This window comes from Cypionkella sp. (assembly GCF_034376685.1).
Lineage (GTDB): Bacteria > Pseudomonadota > Alphaproteobacteria > Rhodobacterales > Rhodobacteraceae > Cypionkella.
Window position 1 is genome coordinate 13,878 of sequence record NZ_JAXMJJ010000072.1, and the last position, 19,213, is coordinate 33,090.

Annotated in this window: 21 protein-coding genes; 10 read left to right on the forward strand and 11 right to left on the reverse strand. The window is 59.7% G+C overall.

Translation table 11 applies throughout. The features are described 5' to 3' along the window. Positions 1–43: 43 nt before the first annotated feature. The 3 genes from U1A24_RS13510 to U1A24_RS13520 all read left to right on the forward strand — a co-directional run bounded on the left by U1A24_RS13510 (position 44) and on the right by U1A24_RS13520 (position 2,905). Positions 44–1,039: a sugar phosphate isomerase/epimerase family protein gene (locus U1A24_RS13510; protein ID WP_322322494.1), complete on the forward strand. Its 996-nt coding sequence runs from the start codon at positions 44–46 to the stop codon at positions 1,037–1,039. Positions 1,040–1,140: 101 nt separating this feature from the next. Then, a complete protein-coding gene (locus tag U1A24_RS13515; protein ID WP_322322495.1) occupies positions 1,141–1,995 on the forward strand; it encodes a MurR/RpiR family transcriptional regulator in 855 nt (284 codons plus the stop codon). Positions 1,996–2,002: 7 nt separating this feature from the next. Continuing rightward, positions 2,003–2,905, forward strand: a complete 903-nt coding sequence (locus tag U1A24_RS13520) for a PfkB family carbohydrate kinase (RefSeq protein WP_322322496.1) — start codon at positions 2,003–2,005, stop codon at positions 2,903–2,905. Here the strand turns inward: U1A24_RS13520 and U1A24_RS13525 are convergent. The 5 genes from U1A24_RS13525 to U1A24_RS13545 are packed head-to-tail and all read right to left on the reverse strand — an operon-like array spanning position 2,902 to position 7,745. Next, on the reverse strand, positions 2,902–4,365 hold the full coding sequence (locus U1A24_RS13525) for an aldehyde dehydrogenase (protein ID WP_322322497.1): 1,464 nt from the start codon (positions 4,363–4,365) through the stop codon (positions 2,902–2,904). The two genes, U1A24_RS13520 and U1A24_RS13525, sit on opposite strands and share 4 nt — an antisense overlap. Before the next feature lie 24 nt (positions 4,366–4,389). Continuing rightward, the gene (locus tag U1A24_RS13530; protein WP_322322498.1) at positions 4,390–5,427 is read right to left on the reverse strand and encodes an LLM class flavin-dependent oxidoreductase; all 1,038 of its coding nucleotides are present in this window, start codon (positions 5,425–5,427) and stop codon (positions 4,390–4,392) included. An 11-nt stretch (positions 5,428–5,438) separates the two neighbouring features. Further along, a complete protein-coding gene (locus U1A24_RS13535) occupies positions 5,439–6,356 on the reverse strand; it encodes a flavin reductase family protein (protein WP_322322499.1) in 918 nt (305 codons plus the stop codon). After that, positions 6,353–7,171, reverse strand: a complete 819-nt coding sequence (locus tag U1A24_RS13540) for an alpha/beta hydrolase (RefSeq protein ID WP_322322500.1) — start codon at positions 7,169–7,171, stop codon at positions 6,353–6,355. Before U1A24_RS13540 ends, U1A24_RS13535 begins: the two co-directional genes overlap by 4 nt. Further along, positions 7,143–7,745 carry an amino acid synthesis family protein gene (locus tag U1A24_RS13545; RefSeq protein WP_322322501.1) on the reverse strand — a complete coding sequence of 201 codons (603 nt, stop codon included), beginning with the start codon at positions 7,743–7,745 and terminating at the stop codon, positions 7,143–7,145. The genes U1A24_RS13540 and U1A24_RS13545 overlap by 29 nt, the downstream gene beginning before the upstream one ends. 106 nt (positions 7,746–7,851) lie before the next feature. Between U1A24_RS13545 and U1A24_RS13550 the strand changes: the two genes are divergently transcribed. Next, the gene (locus U1A24_RS13550; RefSeq protein WP_322322502.1) at positions 7,852–8,529 is read left to right on the forward strand and encodes a GntR family transcriptional regulator; all 678 of its coding nucleotides are present in this window, start codon (positions 7,852–7,854) and stop codon (positions 8,527–8,529) included. Further along, positions 8,529–8,813 (forward strand): DUF1330 domain-containing protein, encoded by a 285-nt coding sequence (locus U1A24_RS13555; protein ID WP_322322503.1) that lies wholly within the window; start codon positions 8,529–8,531, stop codon positions 8,811–8,813. The genes U1A24_RS13550 and U1A24_RS13555 overlap by 1 nt, the downstream gene beginning before the upstream one ends. Here U1A24_RS13555 and speB read toward each other — a convergent pair. Continuing rightward, positions 8,810–9,769 carry an agmatinase gene (gene speB / locus U1A24_RS13560; RefSeq protein WP_322322504.1) on the reverse strand — a complete coding sequence of 320 codons (960 nt, stop codon included), beginning with the start codon at positions 9,767–9,769 and terminating at the stop codon, positions 8,810–8,812. The two genes, U1A24_RS13555 and speB, sit on opposite strands and share 4 nt — an antisense overlap. Positions 9,770–9,996: 227 nt before the next feature. Between speB and U1A24_RS13565 the strand changes: the two genes are divergently transcribed. Continuing rightward, positions 9,997–11,340, forward strand: coding sequence for an NAD(P)/FAD-dependent oxidoreductase (locus U1A24_RS13565; protein WP_322322505.1), 1,344 nt, complete (start codon positions 9,997–9,999; stop codon positions 11,338–11,340). Positions 11,341–11,448: 108 nt separating this feature from the next. Here U1A24_RS13565 and U1A24_RS13570 read toward each other — a convergent pair whose 3' ends face one another. The 5 genes from U1A24_RS13570 to U1A24_RS13590 all read right to left on the reverse strand — a co-directional run bounded on the left by U1A24_RS13570 (position 11,449) and on the right by U1A24_RS13590 (position 16,607). Beyond that, positions 11,449–12,204, reverse strand: a complete 756-nt coding sequence (locus U1A24_RS13570; RefSeq protein WP_322322506.1) for a type 1 glutamine amidotransferase — start codon at positions 12,202–12,204, stop codon at positions 11,449–11,451. 111 nt (positions 12,205–12,315) lie between these two features. Further along, positions 12,316–13,623 (reverse strand): type III glutamate--ammonia ligase, encoded by a 1,308-nt coding sequence (glnT, locus tag U1A24_RS13575; RefSeq protein WP_322322507.1) that lies wholly within the window; start codon positions 13,621–13,623, stop codon positions 12,316–12,318. Between the two features lie 62 nt (positions 13,624–13,685). After that, positions 13,686–15,011, reverse strand: a complete 1,326-nt coding sequence (locus U1A24_RS13580; protein ID WP_322322508.1) for an FMN-binding glutamate synthase family protein — start codon at positions 15,009–15,011, stop codon at positions 13,686–13,688. A gap of 7 nt (positions 15,012–15,018) precedes the next feature. Continuing rightward, positions 15,019–15,708 (reverse strand): GXGXG domain-containing protein, encoded by a 690-nt coding sequence (locus tag U1A24_RS13585; RefSeq protein ID WP_322322509.1) that lies wholly within the window; start codon positions 15,706–15,708, stop codon positions 15,019–15,021. Positions 15,709–15,710: 2 nt separating this feature from the next. Then, positions 15,711–16,607, reverse strand: coding sequence for a glutamine amidotransferase family protein (locus tag U1A24_RS13590; RefSeq protein ID WP_322322510.1), 897 nt, complete (start codon positions 16,605–16,607; stop codon positions 15,711–15,713). A gap of 277 nt (positions 16,608–16,884) precedes the next feature. Between U1A24_RS13590 and U1A24_RS13595 the strand changes: the two genes are divergently transcribed. From U1A24_RS13595 to U1A24_RS13610, 4 genes are read left to right on the forward strand one after another with little or no spacing between them, the layout of a single operon-like run. Beyond that, the gene (locus U1A24_RS13595; protein ID WP_322322511.1) at positions 16,885–17,175 is read left to right on the forward strand and encodes a hypothetical protein; all 291 of its coding nucleotides are present in this window, start codon (positions 16,885–16,887) and stop codon (positions 17,173–17,175) included. Then, positions 17,176–17,556 carry a hypothetical protein gene (locus U1A24_RS13600; RefSeq protein WP_322322512.1) on the forward strand — a complete coding sequence of 127 codons (381 nt, stop codon included), beginning with the start codon at positions 17,176–17,178 and terminating at the stop codon, positions 17,554–17,556. A gap of 6 nt (positions 17,557–17,562) precedes the next feature. Continuing rightward, positions 17,563–17,739 carry a hypothetical protein gene (locus tag U1A24_RS13605; protein WP_322322513.1) on the forward strand — a complete coding sequence of 59 codons (177 nt, stop codon included), beginning with the start codon at positions 17,563–17,565 and terminating at the stop codon, positions 17,737–17,739. A 2-nt stretch (positions 17,740–17,741) separates the two neighbouring features. Continuing rightward, positions 17,742–19,169, forward strand: coding sequence for an APC family permease (locus tag U1A24_RS13610; protein ID WP_322322514.1), 1,428 nt, complete (start codon positions 17,742–17,744; stop codon positions 19,167–19,169). Positions 19,170–19,213 lie beyond the last annotated feature (44 nt).

A 19,213-nucleotide genomic window follows, 5' to 3' on the forward strand; every position in this document is an offset into this window, starting at 1 on the left:
ACTTCATGATATTTTTAGTATTTGTAAAGCATGGAGGAATCAGATGCTTGGAAACCGCTTCGCCACACGGATCAATTCCTTTGCATCAGGGGCGGCTGAATACTGGCCGGATCTGGCGGAAAAGCCTTCGCTCACGCAGATCATCCAGCGCGCCGCCACGGTTGCAGGCCTGACCGAGCTTGACCTGAACTATCCCGATCACGTCGGGGCAGATCCGTCAGAGATCGGCAAAGTCGTGGCAGATTGCGGCCTTTCGGTCAGCGGGCTTGCGATGCGCTATTACACCAACCCGGCCTTCAAGCGCGGCGCTTTCACCAACCCGGACCGGGCGGTGCGACGTGAGGCGATTGATCTGACCAAGCGCGGTATAGATGCGGCCCGCGCGATGGGCGCGCCGATGATGACGCTGTGGCTGGGGCAGGATGGCTTTGATTACACCTTCCAATGCGACTATGCCGCGCTGTGGCAAGACGAGATCGCGGGCATTGCAGAAGTGGCCGCGCATGATGCGGATTGTCTGATTTCAATCGAGTATAAGCCCAATGAACCAAGGGCTTACAGTGTTTTACCTGATGCCGCGACAACACTGCTTGCGATCAAGGAAGTGGGTGCTGCGAATCTTGGTGTCACGATAGACTTCGCCCATGCGCTTTATGCCGACGAACAACCCGCCTTCGCGGCGCAGTTGATCCAACGCCACAGCCGCTTGCTCGGCCTGCATCTGAACGATGGTTACGCCAAGCGGGACGATGGCCTGATGGTGGCTGCGGTGCACGAGCAAGCAACGCTGGAACTGCTGCGCGAAGTCAAGCGTGGCGGTTTTGATGGGGCGATCTATTTTGACACCTTCCCCGATGCCTCTGGCCTTGATCCGGTGGCCGAATGTGCCGCAAACATCCGCACCGTGCGCCGGATGCTGGCAGCGGTGGATGTGATGGCGGGCGACAACCGCTTGACCGATGCGCAGGGCCTGCAAGACCCGATTGCCGCGCAGGAAATTGCACGGCTTGCATTGGCCGGGCAAACACTGGTGCGTTAAACTTCACAAAATTGTATATTTCTGTGCTGAAAATACCGACCATCGAAATACCCTCTTCCCCACCACGCGTGAAGAGGGTGAGGTTAAAAGCAAGGGAAGATATGGACGACCCAAAAGCCGTAGCCGCGCAAATTCGCATGAGACTGCCCAGCCTGACACCGCTGGAAGCCAAGGTCGCGGGCGATATTCTGGCACGCAAGGATATTGACGCCGCAACCCCGCTGCGGGAAGTGGCCGAGAAATCGGCTGTGTCAGATGCGATGGTGGTCAAGGTTGCCAAAAAGCTGGGTTTTGCGGGTTTTCGCGCGTTTCGTCAGGGCCTTGTCGATTACTACAAATCCGACACTGCCGCGCTGCACTCTGAGATTTCCGCGCAAGACAGCGCCTCCGAGATCGTGCAAAAGGTCTTTCGCACCGCGATGCAGGCGCTGGAGGAAACCTTCGCGATCCTCGATCTGGCCGCGTTTGAGCGCGCCGTTGACTACCTGCATCACGCCGGGCAGCGCGATTTTTACGGCCTTGGCGGCTCGGCCCAGATTGCGCGGGATGTGGCGCATAAATTTCTGCGCATCGGCATCCGGGCGAGTGTGTTCGATGACGCCCATATGATGATGATGTCGGCTGCCTTGTTGGGCCCACAGGACGTGGTGGTGGCTTTCTCGCATTCCGGCACCACGGCGTCGGTGCTGGATGCGGTGGACCTGGCACGACGTAATGGCGCGCGGATTATTGCGGTGACCAACTATGCCGAAAGCCCGTTGGCCGGGATGGTTGATGTGGTGCTGTGCTCGACGGCGCAGAACTCGCCGCTGCTCGGGGAAAATGCCACGGCGCGGATTGCACAGTTGAACCTGCTGGATGCGTTGTTCGTGGCCACGGCCCAGAAAGACCGCGCCACCGCTGATCAAAACCTGAACCGCACCATGCAAGCCGTGCAATCGAAACGCAGACAGTGAGGCCAAGATGCGCAAACCCGCCCGCCTGACCGGAAACACCGTCCTTGTTGTCGGCAGCCTGCACTATGACATCATGGTCGAGGCGGATCATTTGCCCCGCAAAGACGAGACCGCGGTGGGCAGCCGCTGGTTTCCGAAATTCGGCGGCAAGGGTGGCAATCAGGCGGTCTCGGCGCAGGCACATGGAGCGGCTGCGCGGCTGTTGGGGGCGGTGGGGGCGGATGATTTCGGCCGCTTTCTGCGGGCACGGCTGGAAACTTCGGGCGTAGATCACCGCTTTGTGGCCACCTGCGACGATGTTGGATCAGGCATGAGCGTGGCGATCGTGGACGCAAACGGCGATTATGCTGCGACGATTGTGTCAGGCGCGAATTTGCAGATCGCCACAGATACCCTGCAAAACCCCGAGCTCTGGCAGGATGTTGGCCTGTTAGTGCTGCAAAACGAAGTGCCAGAGGCGATCAATCTGGCCGCCGCCAAAACCGCCCGCGCACAGGGCATCCGCACCTTGCTGAACGCCGCCCCCAGCCGCCCGCTGTCGGCGGAATTCGCGCGGTTGGTCGATGTGCTGGTGGTCAACGCCGTGGAAGCCGAGATGATGGGCACCGCCGCGGTCACCAGCCTGAAAGCCGCCGCGAAGGCGGCCAAAGCCCTCGCAGATCGGTTTGAATGTGTGATCGTCACCGCAGGCAGCTTGGGCTTGGCGGCCTGGAGTGCCGAGGACGAGCATTTCAGCATCCCCGCCGAAAAGATCACCGCCGTTAGTGCGCACGGCGCAGGCGATGCCTTCATCGGCGCACTCGCTGCCTGCATGGTGGCGGGCACGACGTTCAAAAAGGCCTGCGCTGCGGCTTCCCGCGCCGCCGCCGAGCATGTCGCCGGGCGGCCCACCAAGGTGATCCCGCGTTAACGCATCACAAACGGATCGGGGATCGGATCATCCGAGGTGCGCAGCCACACCGTCTTGACCGTGGTGTAATCCAGCGCCGCCGCCAAGCCGCCCTCGCGGCCGTGCCCCGACATGCCGTGGCCACCAAACGGCGCAATCGGCGACACCGCGCGATAGGTGTTCACCCAAACCACCCCGGCCCGAATACCCCGGATCATCCGATGCGCCCGCGTCAGGCTGCGGGTGAACACGCCCGAGGCAAGGCCGTAAACCGTATCATTGGCCAGCGCCAAAGCTTCAGCCTCGGTCTCAAAGCTGATCACCGACAATACTGGGCCGAAGAATTCCTGCCGTAACCCCGCCGCATCTGGCAGGCCAGAGCAATCCAGGATCGTCGGCGGGTAGTAAAACCCCGGCCCCTCCGGCACCACGCCGCCCGTCACCAGTTTGGCCCCCTGCCCCAAGCTTTGCGCCACCAGATCAGCGATCCGCGCACGTTGGCGCTGGGTGCACAGTGGGCCGACTTCGGTGGTCATCAGGTCGGGTGCCGCGATGCGGATGGCCTCGGCTTTGGCCTTCAGCTTGGCAAGGAAAGCCTCTTTCACCGAAGCCTGAATGATCAACCGCGAACCTGCCACGCAGCTTTGCCCGGTTGCGGCAAAAATCCCCGAGATCTGCGCATTCACCGCTGAGTCCAGATCGGCATCCTCAAACACGATGAACGGTGACTTGCCGCCCAGTTCCAACGAGGTCGAAGCGAGGTTTTCGGCCGAACCGCGCACCACATGCCGCGCGGTTTCCGGCCCGCCGGTAAAGGCGATATGCGCCACTTTCAGATGCGTCGTCAAAGCCACCCCTGCCGCTGGCCCTCCGGTCAGAATATTCACCACGCCGGGCGGGAAACCGGCTTCATGCACCAGCCGCGCGAATTCCAACATCGGCGCGGGGCCATCCTCGGACGCCTTCAAAACCACCGTGCAACCTGCGGCCAGTGCAGGCCCCAGCTTGACCGCTGACAGAAACAACTGGCTGTTCCACGGCACAATCGCCGCCACCACGCCAATCGGTTCGCGCCGCAGCCAGACCTCCATATCCGGCTTGTCGATCGGCAGATGCGCGCCCTCGATCTTGTCAGCAAGCCCGGCATAATAGCGATAGTACTCCGCGACATAGGCGATCTGGGCAGAGGTTTCGCGGATGATCTTGCCGGTATCCCGCGTCTCCAAAGCCGCCAATCGAGGGGCGGCTGCCTGCACCAGATCGGCCAAGCGATACAACAACTTACCGCGTGCCGAGGCAGTCAGCCCCGCCCAAGCAGGACTGCAAAACGCATCCCAAGCGGCATCGACCGCACGGCCAACATCCTGTGCCGAAGCCTCTGGCATCACCGCCCAAGGCTGGCCCGTCGCCGGATCAAGGCTTTCAAAGCTGACCGCGCCATCTTCAAAAACCCCGCCGATATAGTGCTGGAACCGCTGCATCTTATCTCCTCGGTCGAAAGCCAATCAGGCGAAAGCCGGCATCACGTCCTGCACAAAGCGCGTCAGCGACGCCTTTTTACGCGCAAAACTCATGCCGCTGTCAATCCACAGGCTGAATTCATCATAGCCCATATCCTGATAGCTTTTGATGCGTGCGATCACCTCGGCGGGCTGGCCAACAATGTTGTTTTTCCGCATCGCCGCTGCCGAATAGAACGGATGCGCAGCCACTTCCTCGGGCGTCAAAGTCTGGATCAAGCCCTGCGAGATCGGACGCTTGTTCAGGAACCACGCGCCGAAGTAGTTGTAAAACAGGTTCAATTCTTCCGCACCCTGATCGGCATCCGCCTCACTATCCGCCACATAGGTATGCCGCAGCACCATGATCTTCGGACGCGGCACCTCCGGGTGCGCAGCACAAGCCGCGTTAAACCGCTCCATCAGGCTCACCACTTCTTCATCGCCCAGATGCAGCGGCGTCACCTGCACATTGCAGCCATTGGCCACGGCGAAATCATGCGAGTTCGGGTCACGCGCCGCCACCCAGATCGGCGGGAACGGCTGCTGCACCGGCTTCGGGGCCGAAGTGGTTTTCGGAAACTGCCAGTGCTCGCCGTTGTGTTCATAGTCGCCCGCCCAAAGGCCTTTGATCGCCGGGATCAGCTCACGCATCTTCTGGCCCGCAGTCCAGGCGTCCAATCCGGGGCTCATACGATCATATTCAAACGTGTAGGCCCCGCGCGCGACGCCCAAATCCAGCCGGCCATCCATGATGATATCCGCCATCGCAGCCTCGCCCGCCAAGCGGATCGGGTGCCAGAACGGGGCAACCACGTTGCCAGTGCCAAGTCGCACATTCTTGGTGCGCCGTGCCAGATCGACAAGGTTCAGAAACGGGTTCGGTGCTATGGTGAAATCCATGCCATGATGCTCGCCCGTCCAGATCGCATGCATGCCGTTTTCGTCAGCAATCTGGCACAGTTCCAGCATTTCTTCATACAGCCGCTGCTGCGGTTCATCCGCGCTGACCCGCTCCATATGCACGAACAACGAGAATTTCATGGCATGTTTCCTTAGGTTTTACTTGCGACCGAAGCGACCCGGCCCACATTCTGATTTCCGAAATAAATGCCGTAATCGCCGACACGGGCCTCATCGGCCAAACGCTCCAGCATGATCCGCATGGCGGGATCGGTCACATCATCAAAGCCGTTTGGCGCAAGCTCAACAAAGCCGCCTTTCGCAGGCGTGCCGCTGGTGCTCGGGCAGAGAAACGCAATGTGCTGCTGACCGGCGGCGACATCTTCATAGACTGAATAGATGAAACCCGGCACCGCCTGAACGCCCGCAGCCTCGATCAGCGCCTGCAAGGTGGCGGTGGCGCCATTCGTCCCAACCCGCGCCGTCGGAAGGCTCAGCCCGCCGCGCCCATCGTCTTGCAACAGCACCCGGCCTTCTTGTTCGATCAAGGCCGAGACTACCACTGCAGGCCCGCTGGCCAGCGCCGCCCCCGCTTGCGCCGGGGTAAAATAAGATCCACGATAATAGCCCAAACCCGACTGGCCCGAAGCCTCAAACGCCTCAACCTGACCGATCAGAATAGCGTGGTCGCCCGCATCAACGACTTGATAGGTGGCGCAATCGAACCAAGCCGAAACGCCGTGCAGAATGGGCGCGCCATGTGGACCAACCTGCCACTGCACTGCAGAAAACCGATCCTCGACCGGCTTGGCGAAGGTGTTGGAGACATCCTTTTGCCCTTCCGCCAAAATATTGATGGCAAAGCCTTTTGCGGCCATGAACCGCGCATAATTGCTGGAAGTTTTCGCGATGGACACCAGCAACAACGGTGGGTCGAGCGATACCGAGGAAAACGAATTCGCGGTAAAGCCAATCGGCGCGCCCGCCTCATCCAGCGTGGTCACAACGGTGACACCCGTCATGAAGGTGCCAAAAGCGTCACGCAGTAGGCGGCGGTTTTCCAGTGTCATGCACGCATCCCCTTTTTCGCGGCGAGCAGCGGCACCGCCAACCATGTGGCAAGCGCCGCATTCACCTGCGCCGGAGCCGTCAGATTGACCATGTGGCGGTGGCCCTCAATCACCACAGCCTGCCCCATCGGCGCGGCCTTCGCCATGGCTTTTGCCATCGCCGGGGTGGAGTTCGCATCCCCCGAAGCCGTCAGAACCAGCGCAGGGCTCTGGATTTTCGGCCAAGCCTCGGCATAAGCCATGTCGCCATTGGCAAAGGCGCGGTAGGCCGCCGCATAGCCTTGCAGGTTAACGGTTTTCAGCCAGCCCGCCACTTGCGCCCGCACGATCTGATCGGCGGCACTATCGGAAAACCAGCGCGTCAGCGGCACATCAATGTCGTTGGCGCCGTTGGCCAAAGCGGCCGCCCGCGCCTGCACCGCCGCCCTTGCCTCGGGTGTGCGGCGGTAAACTCCGTTCAAAACCGCCAGCCGCAGCACCAGATCGGGATGATCCACCGCCAGCCCCGCCGCAATCAGCGCCCCCATCGAATGGCCAGCGACATTGACAAAACTACAGCCCAACTGCCGCAAAGTTTTCGCTGCCCAAGCGACATAATCGGTTAATTCCGGCTGCCCCGGCAGCAGATCCGAGAGCCCGTGTCCCGGCATATCCAGCGCAATCACCCGATTAGTTTTGGCAAAATGCGCGATCTGCGGCCCCCAAGCCTCGGCACACATGCCAACGCCGTGCAGCAGGATCAAGGGCTCGCCCTGACCAACCTCCAGATAGCTGATCTGCTGTCCGTCAGACAGCCGCAGGGTTTGCAGCGTCATGGCCCAGATCCTTAAGGTCTTGATAGCGATCGCCAATCCGGTGATGTGGGCGGCCACCAATAGACGCCCCCAGCGCCACCACAATCTCATCAGCAGCAGGCGCATCCGGCATCGCAAAGTGGATCGTCAGGTAATGCGAACGCCGCCCTTCGTCGTTTTTATCCATCAGCGGGATCATCACCGGGGTATTGGCCCCGCCGCGGATGTTGGTAAACGCCAGATACGATTTCGCCCCGACCGCGGTGCGATAGTGATTGCCGAAGCGCAAGGTGTGGATCAGCGCCGAGGCGTGTTCGACCTCACCATCCAGACCGACAATCGCCGCTTTGCCGTAAGCCTCAATCACCTCGCCCGAACCGGCAGCCTCCAGAATCATCGCCGTCAGCAACGCACCAAGATCAGGCGCAACATCGTGGATGGCAGGCTTCAGGTTCTCGACAAACCCCATCCCGGCCCACGGGTTTTTCACCACCGCCGCCGCTGCAATCAGCTTCAACGGCACGGGGGCCGCCTTGCCACCTTCGATCAGTGTGGTTTCAACGTGCAACAGGGTCTTGCGGATAACGGCTGGCATTGGGGCCTCAGAATCGCTGGATTTCTTTAATGGTATGTTGGTATACCATATGACCACATGTCAAGAACCAGTTGCGATGACGCGTCCCTTTCGCTATAATCCGCCCATGACCCAGCTTGATGACCTGAAAATCACCCACCCGCCGCAAACCCTGCGCGAAATCGTGCTGGAGCGGATGCGCAGTGCGATCCTGTCAGGCCGCTTTGCCTCGGGCGAACGTCTGGTCGAACGCACGCTTTGCGATCAGCTTGGCGTCAGCCGTTCCGTCGTGCGCGAAGCGATCCGCTATCTTGAGGCCGAAGGCTTGGTCGAGATCATGCCGAACAAAGGCCCGATGGTGGCCCGGATGGATTGGGCGCAGGCCGAGCAAATCTATGAAATCAGACAGCTTTTAGAGCAAAGCGCCGCCGCAGCCTGCGCAGAAACAGCCAGCGCGACGGTGAAAGCCGATCTGCAAGCCGCCACCCACGCCATCGAAGCCGCATCCGCTGCCAATCAAAGCGCTGCCCTGATTGCCGCCACCACCCGTTTCTACGAAGTGATCTTCACGGCCGCAGGTCATCATATCGCATGGGAGGTCGTGCAGCGGCTGAATGGCCGGATAAGCCGTCTGCGCGCGATGACTTTGGCAACAACCGACCGCCGGGTTTCTGGCCCGGTGCGAATGGCGCGGATATGCGAGGCTATCCTTGCCAATGATCCCGATGGGGCCGCGCAAGCCGTCTGTAATCACCTTGATGAAGCCGCGAAAATTGCCCACCGTCTGTTGAAAGAGGCCAAGTGATGCCCGCCTATTGGATCGCCCATGTCACCGCCACCGATCCCGCCCGCTACAAGGGCTACCAGTCGCTTGCGCCAGAGGTTTTTGCCAGATTTGGCGCAAGATTTCTTGCCCGAGGTGGCGCTTCCGACTGCCCGGAAGGCGCAGAGTTTGACCGCCATGTCGTGATTGAATTCCCCGACCTTGCAACCGCGCGGGCCTGCTACATGTCCCCCGAATATCAAGCGGCCAAAGCGCAGCGCGACGGGGCAGCTGAGGTAATGATCACAATGGTTGAAGGGCTTTAGCCCACCAGCCGCCCCTGCGGCACCCCCGGCAAAACACACAGCATTTCATACAGCAAATTCGCCCCGATCAGCGCGGTGTTACCCGATGGATCATAGGGCGGCGAGACCTCTACCAGATCGCCGCCGACCAAATTCAGTCCCGCACATCCGCGCACGATTTCAAGGCCTTGCCAGATCGTCAACCCACCCGGTTCGACCGTTCCTGTGCCCGGCGCAAAGGCCGGATCCAGACTGTCGATGTCATAACTCAGATAGACCGGCGCATCGCCAATCTTGGCCCGAATGTCCGCCATCAACGGCTTCAGCGATTTGTGCCAGCATTCCTCGGCCTGCACCACGGTCCAGCCATTCTTGCGGCCCCAATCGAAGTCATCCAGGCTATATCCGGTGCCGCGCAGGCCGATCTGAAAAACCTTATCATTCTGCAAACAGCCATCCTCCCAAGCGCGGCGGAACGGGCAGCCATGCGCCACTTTCTCGCCGAACATCGTGTCGTTGACATCGGCATGGGCATCGACATGGATCAGCGCAACCGGGCCATGTTTGGCTTTGATCGCACGCAAAATCGGCCAGGTCAGCGTATGATCGCCGCCCAAAGTCAGCGGCAAAGCACCATGCGCCAGCACGCCGTTGTAGTAGTCAGTGATGATATCGACCGACTTTTTCAGATCAAAGGTGTTGATCGGCACATCGCCAATATCGGCCACTTGCAGATGATCAAACGGCGCCGCCCCCGTCGCCATATTGAACGGCCGCAGCATCCGAGACTCGTCGCGGATTTGGCGCGGCCCGTGCCGTGTGCCCGAGCGGTTCGAGGTGCCAATGTCCATCGGGATGCCGATGAAGGCCACATCCAACCCGGCCGCCGTCTCTTGCGTCGGCAGCCGCATCATCGTCGCCGGCCCGCCAAAACGCGCCATCTCATTGCCGCCAAGCGGTTGATTGAATTTGGACATTTGCCAGCATTCTCCAAAGGGTCCGCCCCAGCTTAGCCGCAAGCAGTCAACGGTGAAAAGGCCTTTGTCGGGTGCAACTGTGCCGATTTTTCGGGCAAGTCAAAAGATTCATTACAATCACCTTTTTCCCAGCAGGAAAATAATTTGACATAGACGCATCCGTGTCGCTAGCCTGTTTTCCAACAGGAATGCAGCCCGAACCGGGCGCGAACAACTCGGAGGAAGACATGGCAAAACGTGTGGCAGTGATCGGCGCGGGGCCTTCTGGTCTGGCGCAACTGCGGGCTTTTCAATCGGCCAAGATGAAGGGCGCCGAGATCCCCGAGATTGTATGCTTTGAAAAGCAATCCAACTGGGGGGGCCTTTGGAATTATACGTGGCGCACCGGGTTGGATGAGAATGGCGAGCCGGTTCACAGCTCGATGTATCGCTATCTGTGGTCGAACGGTCCGAAGGAAGGTCTTGAATTCGCCGACTATTCCTTCGAAGAACATTTCGGCAAGCAAATTGCCTCATACCCCCCGCGCGCGGTGTTGTTCGACTATATCGAGGGCCGGGTGAAGAAGGCGGGTGTGCGCGATTGGATCCGGTTTTCGACCCCGGTGCGGTTCGTGAAATACAACGAAGCCAAGGGCAATTTCACCGTCACCGCGCATGATATGAAAACCGACCGGATGTATGAGGAGGAGTTCGACAACGTCATCGTGGCGTCGGGGCATTTCTCGACCCCGAACGTTCCGGAATATCCGGGGTTCGATAAATTCGGCGGTCGGGTGCTGCACGCTCATGATTTCCGCGATGCGATGGAGTTCAACGGCAAGGATATCCTGCTGCTGGGCTCCAGCTATTCGGCGGAAGATATCGGCTCACAATGCTGGAAATACGGCGCGAAGTCGATCACCGTGGCCTATCGGAATGCGCCTTTGGGCTATGATTGGCCGGAGAATTTCGTCGAAGTTCCGGCGTTGGAGCGGGTGGATGAGACGACCGCTTACTTTAAGGACGGCACCAGCAAGCGGGTCGATGCGATCATTCTGTGCACCGGCTATAAGCATCACTTCCCGTTCCTGCCCGATGATCTGCGCTTGAAAACGGCCAACCGGCTGGCAGCGGCGGATCTGTATAAAGGGGTGGTTTGGGTCAACAATCCGAGGCTGTTCTATGTGGGCATGCAGGACCAGTGGTTCACCTTCAACATGTTTGACGCGCAGGCTTGGTGGGTGCGCGATGTGATCATGGACCGGATTGCAGTGCCGGCGGATAAGGCGGTGTTGCAGGCTGACGTGGTGGACCGGGTGGCGCGGGAGGATGCGGGCGAGGACGCGCATGATGCGATCCACTATCAGGGCGATTATGTGAAGGAACTGATCGCCGAGACTGATTATCCCAGCTTTGATGTGGATGGGGCTTGCGAGGCGTTCTTTGAGTGGAAGGACCACAAGAAAGCAGGGATCATGACCTTCCGCAACCATGCTTATCGGTCGGTGATTACGGGGTCGATGGCTCCGGTGCATCACACGCCTTGGAAGGATGCTTTGGAGGATAGTCTGGAAGCTTACCTGCGTAACTGAATTTGGAAAAGGCCTCGGAATTTCCGGGGCCTTTTTTGCTGGTCCCAACTCGGGACCTTTTTAATTGTTTTTGTATTCAGGGGATTACGAGGCGGCGTTCAGAGAAAATTAACGCATCCGCTCTTTCGGGTCATGTTTCGCGTTTGCATCGCTGCCCACCAGCGTCTTCAATCCCGCATTGATCTGCTTGGCAATTCTGCGGAATTCGGGCAGGTGCGGGGCCACTTTTGACTCTAGTTCCTCGGCGGCTTCTGCCCCAATCGCTGCATGTAGCGCGGTGCGGTAGGCGGGGATGGCCTGCCAATCGGCGACGGTGGAGGGCAGGATTTCCAAGTGGTATTGCACGCCGTAAGCATGACGCCCCACCCGCATGGCTTGCACGGCGCAGGCGGGGTTGGAGGCCAGCACGACGGTGTCGGGCGGTAGGGTTGTCACTTCGACACCGTGCCATTGCAGGGTGGTCATCTTAGCGGGAAGCTGGGCGAAGATCGGATCAGAGCGCCCTGCCCCGGTTTGGGTGATCTGGGTCAGGTCGACTTCAGGGGTTTGCATTGGGTAGGCTTCGCCGCCCAAGGCGACGGCAAGCAGTTGGTGGCCGAGGCAGATACCGAAATAGGGCCGGTTGAGGGTTTGGACCCAATGTTTGATCGCGGCTTTTTCCGGGATCAGCCACGGGTGTTCGGCTTCTTGCCAGACATCCATCGGGCCGCCCATGACGGCCAGTAGATCGTAAGTGTCCAAGGCTGGGATTTGGTCGCCTTCGTCGAGGGCTATGACGTGGAGGCTGTGGCCGTCATTGATCCAGAGTTCGGTGAAGATCCCGGCGGTTTCACAGGCGAGGTGTTGGAAGATCAGGATTTTCATGGAAATCCGACGCTAGGGGCCGCAGGGGGAGCCTCCGGCGGGGATATTTGGGCCAAGATGAAATTGTTTAGGGAGTGGCGGGGTGGATGCCCGGCACTCCCATTGGTTTGGTTAGATATCCAGCGTGTTTTCGTGTTCCCATTTCGAGAAATGGCTGACGTAGCTGTCCCACTCTTTGGCCTTGAGTTTCAGATAGGCGGCGGAGAATTCTTCGCCCATTGCAGCCTTCAGCGTGGTGTCTTTGTCGTAGTCGCGCAGGGCATCGAGCAGGTTCAGCGGCAGCTTCGGCGCACCGGTCACCGTTTGACCTTGGGTGTACATATCAATGTCATAGCGCGGGCCGGGGTCGGCTTTGGTGCGCACGCCGTCGAGGCCTGCGGCGAGGATCACGGCTTGCATCAGGTAGGGGTTCGCTGCGCCATCGGGCAGACGCAATTCAAAGCGACCGGGGCCGGGAACGCGGACCATGTGGGTGCGGTTGTTGCCTGTCCACGTCACCGTGTTCGGCGCCCAAGTCGCACCGGACGAGGTGCGCGGGGCGTTGATGCGTTTGTAGCTGTTGACGGTCGGGTTGCAGATCGCAGCCAAGGCAGAGGCATGTTTCATGATGCCGCCGAGGAAGTTGCGGCCCCGGTCCGACAGGCCAAGTTCCTTGGAGTCATCGGAGAACACGTTCTTTTTGCCTGCCAGATCCCAGACCGAGATATGGGCGTGGCAGCCAGACCCCGTCAGGCCCTTGAACGGTTTCGGCATGAACGTGCAACGCAAGCCGTGTTTTTCGGCCACCGATTTCATCATGAATTTGAAGAAGCTGTGCTTGTCGGCGGTTTGCAAGACGTCGTCATACTTCCAGTTCATCTCATACTGGCCAGTCGCGTCTTCGTGGTCGTTCTGGTAGGCCTCCCAGCCGAGTTCCAGCATATAATCGCAAACTTCGGCGATCACATCATACTGGCGCATCATGGCTTGCTGGTCGTAGCAAGGTTTCTCTGCATTATCATAGGGATCGGCGATCTTGTCGCCTTCCGGGGTCAGCAGGAAGAATTCCGGCTCCACCCCGGTTTTGACGCGCAGGCCTTCTTTCGCGGCCTCGTCCACCAGTTTGCGCAGCACGTTGCGCGGGGCTTGGGCGACGGGTTTGCCCTCCATCACGCAGTTCGAGGCGAGCCATGCGACTTCTTTTTTCCACGGCAGTTGGATGACGGAAGAGGCATCCGGCACGGCCATCATATCGGGATGCGCGGCGGTCAAATCGAGCCAAGTGGCAAAACCGGCGAAACCTGCGCCATCGACGGCCATATCGTTGATCGCTTGCGCCGGCACCAGTTTGGCGCGCTGCGCACCGAACAGATCGGTGTAGCTGATCATGAAGTATTTAACGCCTTTTTCCTTGGCGTAGGCGGCTAGATCTTGGACCATCTGGTCACTCCCTGTCGTCTTTATGTTTGAAGCGGGCCTGATTTGTCAGACCCGCCAATAGGTTAGAAACCGTTCTTGCCGGGGATCCAGCTGGTGCCTGCCAAGGGGACGCCAGCCATAGCCGCGCCTTCGATGGTCAGCGCGCAGAGGTCTTCGGGTTCCAGGTTGTGCAGATGGTTCTTGCCGCAAGCCCGCGCGATGGTCTGGGCTTCCAGCGTCATCACCTTGAGGTAGTTTTTCAGGCGGCGGCCACCGAGGATGGGGTCGAAACGGTTGAAAAGCTCGGGGTCTTGCGTGGTGATGCCTGCGGGGTCTTTACCCTCGTGCCAGTCATCATAAGCGCCTGCGGTGGTGCCGAGTTTGTTGTATTCGGCCTCAAAGCGGGGATCGTTGTCGCCCAAAGCGATCAGCGCGGCGGTGCCGATGGCGACGGCATCAGCGCCCAAGGCCATCGCTTTAGCGACGTCAGCGCCGGTGCGGATGCCACCCGAGACGATCAGTTGCACTTTGCGGTGCATGCCGAGGTCTTGCAGCGCCTTCACCGCCAGCGGGATACAGGCGAGGATCGGCATACCGACGTTTTCGATGAACACATCTTGCGTGGCTGCGGTGCCGCCTTGCATCCCGTCCAAGACCACCACATCCGCGCCAGCTTTGACGGCGAGGGCGGTGTCATAGTAGGGGCGCGCGCCGCCGATCTTGACGTAGATCGGTTTTTCCCAATCGGTGATCTCGCGGATCTCCATGATCTTGATTTCCAGATCATCGGGGCCGGTCCAGTCGGGGTGGCGGCAGGCAGAGCGCTGGTCGATGCCTTTGGGCAGGTTGCGCATCATGGCGACGCGGTCCGAGATTTTCTGACCCAGCAGCATACCGCCGCCGCCGGGTTTGGCGCCCTGGCCGACGACGACTTCGATCGCATCGGCGCGGCGGAGATCGTCGGGGTTCATGCCGTAGCGGCTTGGCAGGTATTGGTAAACGAGAGTGTTGGAGTGGCCGCGTTCTTCTTCGGTCATGCCACCGTCACCGGTGGTGGTGGAGGTGCCAGCGGCGGATGCGCCACGGCCCAGGGCTTCTTTGGCGGGGCCAGAGAGCGCGCCGAACGACATGCCTGCGATGGTGACAGGGATGTCGAGGTGGATCGGTTTCTTGGCATAGCGGGTGCCGAGCCAGACGTCGGTGGCGCATTTCTCGCGGTAGCCTTCGAGCGGGTAGCGGCTGATAGACGCGCCAAGGAACAGCAGGTCATCGAAATGCGGCAGTTTGCGTTTCGATCCGCCACCACGGATGTCGTAAATGCCGGTGGCTGCGGCGCGGCGGATTTCGGCGTTCACGTCGTTGGAATAGGTCCAGCTTTGCTTCGGCGGGGTATGGGGAAAATCGCTCATATATGCCTCAGTACGACGACGCGTTGTCGATGTTGAATGTGTAGAGTTTGCGGGCGGAGCCGTAGCGTTTGAAATCGCTGGGTTTTGCCAAATGTTCGGCTTCGCCGCGCTTCAAGAGATCAGCAATGATCGCGAGGTGTTCCGGGCGCATTTCCTTCTCGATGCAGTCGGTGCCGAGGGATTTGACGGTGCCGCGCACGAACAGATGCGCCTCGTAGAGTGAGTCGCCCAGCGCGTCGCCTGCGTCACCCAGCACAAGGATGTTGCCGGATTGCGCCATGAAGCACGACATGTGGCCGATGTTGCCATGCACAACGATGTCGATGCCTTTCATCGAGATGCCGCAGCGCGACGCCGCGTTGCCTTTGATCACCAACAGGCCACCGCGACCTGTCGCGCCTGCGTATTGGCTGGCGTCGCCGTCGATGATCACGGTGCCGCTCATCATATTCTCTGCCACGCCGGGGCCAGCCGAGCCTTTCACACGGATCGTCGCTTGCTTGTTCATCCCGGCGCAGTAGTAGCCGGTCGAGCCGCGCACGGTGATGTCTACCGGGGCATCAACGCCGACGGCGATGGCGTGGCTGCCTTTCGGGTTTACCACCTCCCACGAGGTTTCGTTGGTCTGGCCCTTCAGGTTGTGAAGGGTCTGGTTCAGCGCGCGCAGGCCCTGCGCTTCAAGGTCGAAAGTCTGCATGTTCAGCGTTCCCAGAAGTAAACGGTGGCGGGCTCGGGCTCCCATACGCGGGCGGATTCGATGCCCGGCAGGTTGACGAGGGCGCGGTATTCGGAACCGAAGGCGACGTATTGGTCGGTTTCGGCCATCACGGCGGGTTTGCAGGCGATCGGATCGCGCACCACGCCGAAGCCGTCTTTGGTGCCGACGACGAAGGTGAAGAAACCGTCAAGATCGGTGAGGGTCGCTTCCAAAGCTTGGCCCAAGGTTTCACCCTGTTGCAGCTTGTGGCTGACGAAGGCAGCACCAACTTCGGTGTCGTTTTCGGTCTCGAACGTCATGCCAAGGCGTTTCAGCTCGCGCCGCACACCGTTATGGTTCGAAAGCGAGCCGTTGTGGACCAAGCACTGATCCGGGCCGGTCGAAAACGGGTGTGCGCCCATCGTTGTCACCGCGGATTCGGTGGCCATGCGGGTGTGGCCGATGCCGTGGGTGCCGTGCATTTTGGCAACCTCAAAACGGGCAGCGACGTCTTTCGGCAGGCCGACTTCTTTGTAGATTTCAATGCCTTCGCCAGATGACATGATCTTCATGCCGGGGCGGATTTTTGCCAAGGCCGAACGTGCCGCATCCAACTGGCCTGCGGGGACTTCCAGCACCGCGTGGGTGGATTTCACCAGCATCAGCACCGGGGTGCCCAGCGCATCTTTCAGATCGGCGTCGAGGTTTTTGAAATCAATCTCGGGGGTCGCCGACTGCACGGTCAACTTGCCGTGGCCAACTTTGCCTTGAGAATAGATGGCGATTCCGGCGCTGTCGGGGCCGCGGTCGGTCATGGTGATCAGCATGTCAGTCAGCATTGCGCCCAACTGAGGCTGTAATTTGGGGTCTTTCAGGAAAAGCCCGACGATTCCGCACATGGCGACGACTCCTTGTCGTGTGGATATGGCGTTACGCTATCACGGCAAAATAATCCGTCAACTGTGAAGAAACTTTTTTTCACCGTGGGTAATGATTTTCATTTCGCCTAATTTCTCATCAAATCCTTTGACAGAATGTCGCAGGGGGTGTTTCCTGTCAGAAAATAAAATTCACGCAGAGAAATCATCTGGGAAATCAAGCGGGACAATAACCCGCTGCGACTGCCGCGCTATGGCCCTAGGCGCGGTCAGGTGGAGGGGGCCTTGGGAGGTAATCTTGTCTGATCTGAACACACGGATCGAGGCGATGCATCGAAGTGACACGCGGATTGCGTGGTCCTTTGTCATCGGCCTTTGGCTGGCGATTGGCTTTGTGGCCTATGGCACCTGGGATCTGGCGCCCTCGGGTGGCGCACGGGTGATGCTGCTGATCGGCGGTGCTTTGGTGCTGATCTATAACACGGCGGCCATCATGGCGATGCTGCGGCATTACCGCGAGGACCGCGACTTTATGTATGGCTTGGACATCCAGTTCATGGATGCGGCCAAAGCTGCGAAGGGGAAATAGATGGCACGCTATATCCCCCCCGTTCAAAGCAAATTGGGCCAGATTATCGACGTGATCGTGCTGGTGGTGCTGTCGGTTGGCGCGCTGTTCGTGCCGTTGTGGCTGGGGCTGGCGGGATCAGCCAAGCTGCCGGTTCCGGTGGAAAACCCGACTTGGGAAAGTCTGGGGCAGAACCCGGTGATGGTGGCACAGTGGAACAAGCTGGGGTTTCCCGATGCGGCCTCGGCGCATGACATCATCACCGCGCGCTATGACTACAGTTTCAGCTGGGTTTCGCTGGCGGTGATGGTCGTGGTGATCGTCGGCTATTTCGTGATGATGATCCGGTTCTCCGACATCGAATATCGCGAAGTGATCGCTGAGAAATTTGGCGAGAAATAGGGGCGCATGATGGATACCTGGAATTACATCGAATACGGCGCCTGGGGCCTGTCGGCGCTATTCGGGCTGCTGATCGTGATCGACTGGATCAAGATCGACACCACCTATTCGGAAGAGATGCTGACCTCGTCGCGTGAAGGCGAGCTGGAAGCGATGACCGAAAAACATCGGCTGGAGGGCTGAGGATGGCACATTCTGATATGGACGTGGACCATACCGCACATGGCCAGTCGATGGGGCTTTTGCGGGTGCTGGGGCCAGCGCATGTCTGGGCGCTTGGCGTCGGCATCGTTCTGGTCGGCGAGTATATGGGCTGGAACTTTGCGGTGGGTAAGGGCGGGGCTTATGCCGCACTGATCGCCTGCTGGTTCGCGGGGATCCTGTATTCCTGCGTGGCGATGATTGACAGCGAGGTGACCTCGACGGTGGCGGCGGCTGGGGGCCAGTATACTCAGGCCAAGCATATCATCGGGCCGCTGATGGCGTTCAACGTCGGGCTGTATCTGGTGTTCGCCTATACGATGCTGGAGGCTGGCAACGCGATCACCCTTGGGTTTCTGGTGGATACGGTTGCGGGCATGACGGGCCATGAGGGTGGCCTCGATCAACGGCCGTTCATTGTGCTGGCGATCATGTTTCTGGCATGGCTGAACTACCGCGGCGTGCTCGCGACGCTGACGTTCAACCTTGTGATCACCGCGATTGCGTTTGTGGCGATCATCACGATTTTCCTCGCCACCTCGCCTTTGTTGGGGGCGGGAGAGATGCTGCACAAGGATCTGATGAGCGGTCAGGCAAGTCTGCCTTACGGCTGGTTGGGGATCTTGGCGGCGATGCACTTTGGTCTTTGGTATTATCTTGGGATCGAAGGGACGACGCAGGCGGCAGAGGAAGTGCGCTCGCCCGCGCGGTCCTTGCCGTTTGGCACCTTGGCGGGGATCATGACGCTGCTGATTGCGGCGACGTTGACGTGGTATGTCTGTTCGGGGCTGATGCCGTGGGAATACTTGGGTGACGGGGTGAATGGGGCAGTGGCGCCATTGTTCTCGGCGGCGCAAATTTCTGGATCGTCGGCTTTGGTCTGGCTGCTGGGGATCGGGACGTTGTTCGCGACTTTGGCAAGTGCCAATGGCTGTATCAATGATGCGTCGCGCGCTTGGTTCTCGATGGGCCGCGACCATTATCTGCCCGCATGGTTTGGCGCGGTGCATCCGGTGTACCGGACGCCCTACCGCGCGATCATCTTTCTGGTGCCGATTGCGCTGATCTTCGCTTTGGGCGCACCTTTGGATCAGGTAATCACCTTCTCGATCCTGTCGGGGCTGCTCGGCTATACGTTCATGCCGATCAACATGATCATGTTCCGTAAGAAATGGCCTTTGGATACGATCAAACGCGGCTATGAGCATCCGTTGCACCCGCTGCCGGCGATCTCGCTGATGGCTTTGTGTTCGGTGACGTATTTCGCGGTGTTCTTGGGCTATGGCACGCAGCTGATTGCGATGATCGGGTTTTATATCGTGGTAAGCCTGTGGTTCCACTTCTGGCGCTATCGGTTCGTCAAACGTGCCGATCAGTTCACCATGCCGTGGCCGCGTCCGCGCGGATATTGAAACGCTCCGGCCCGCCTTGAACGGCGGGCCGGATCATTTTTGGG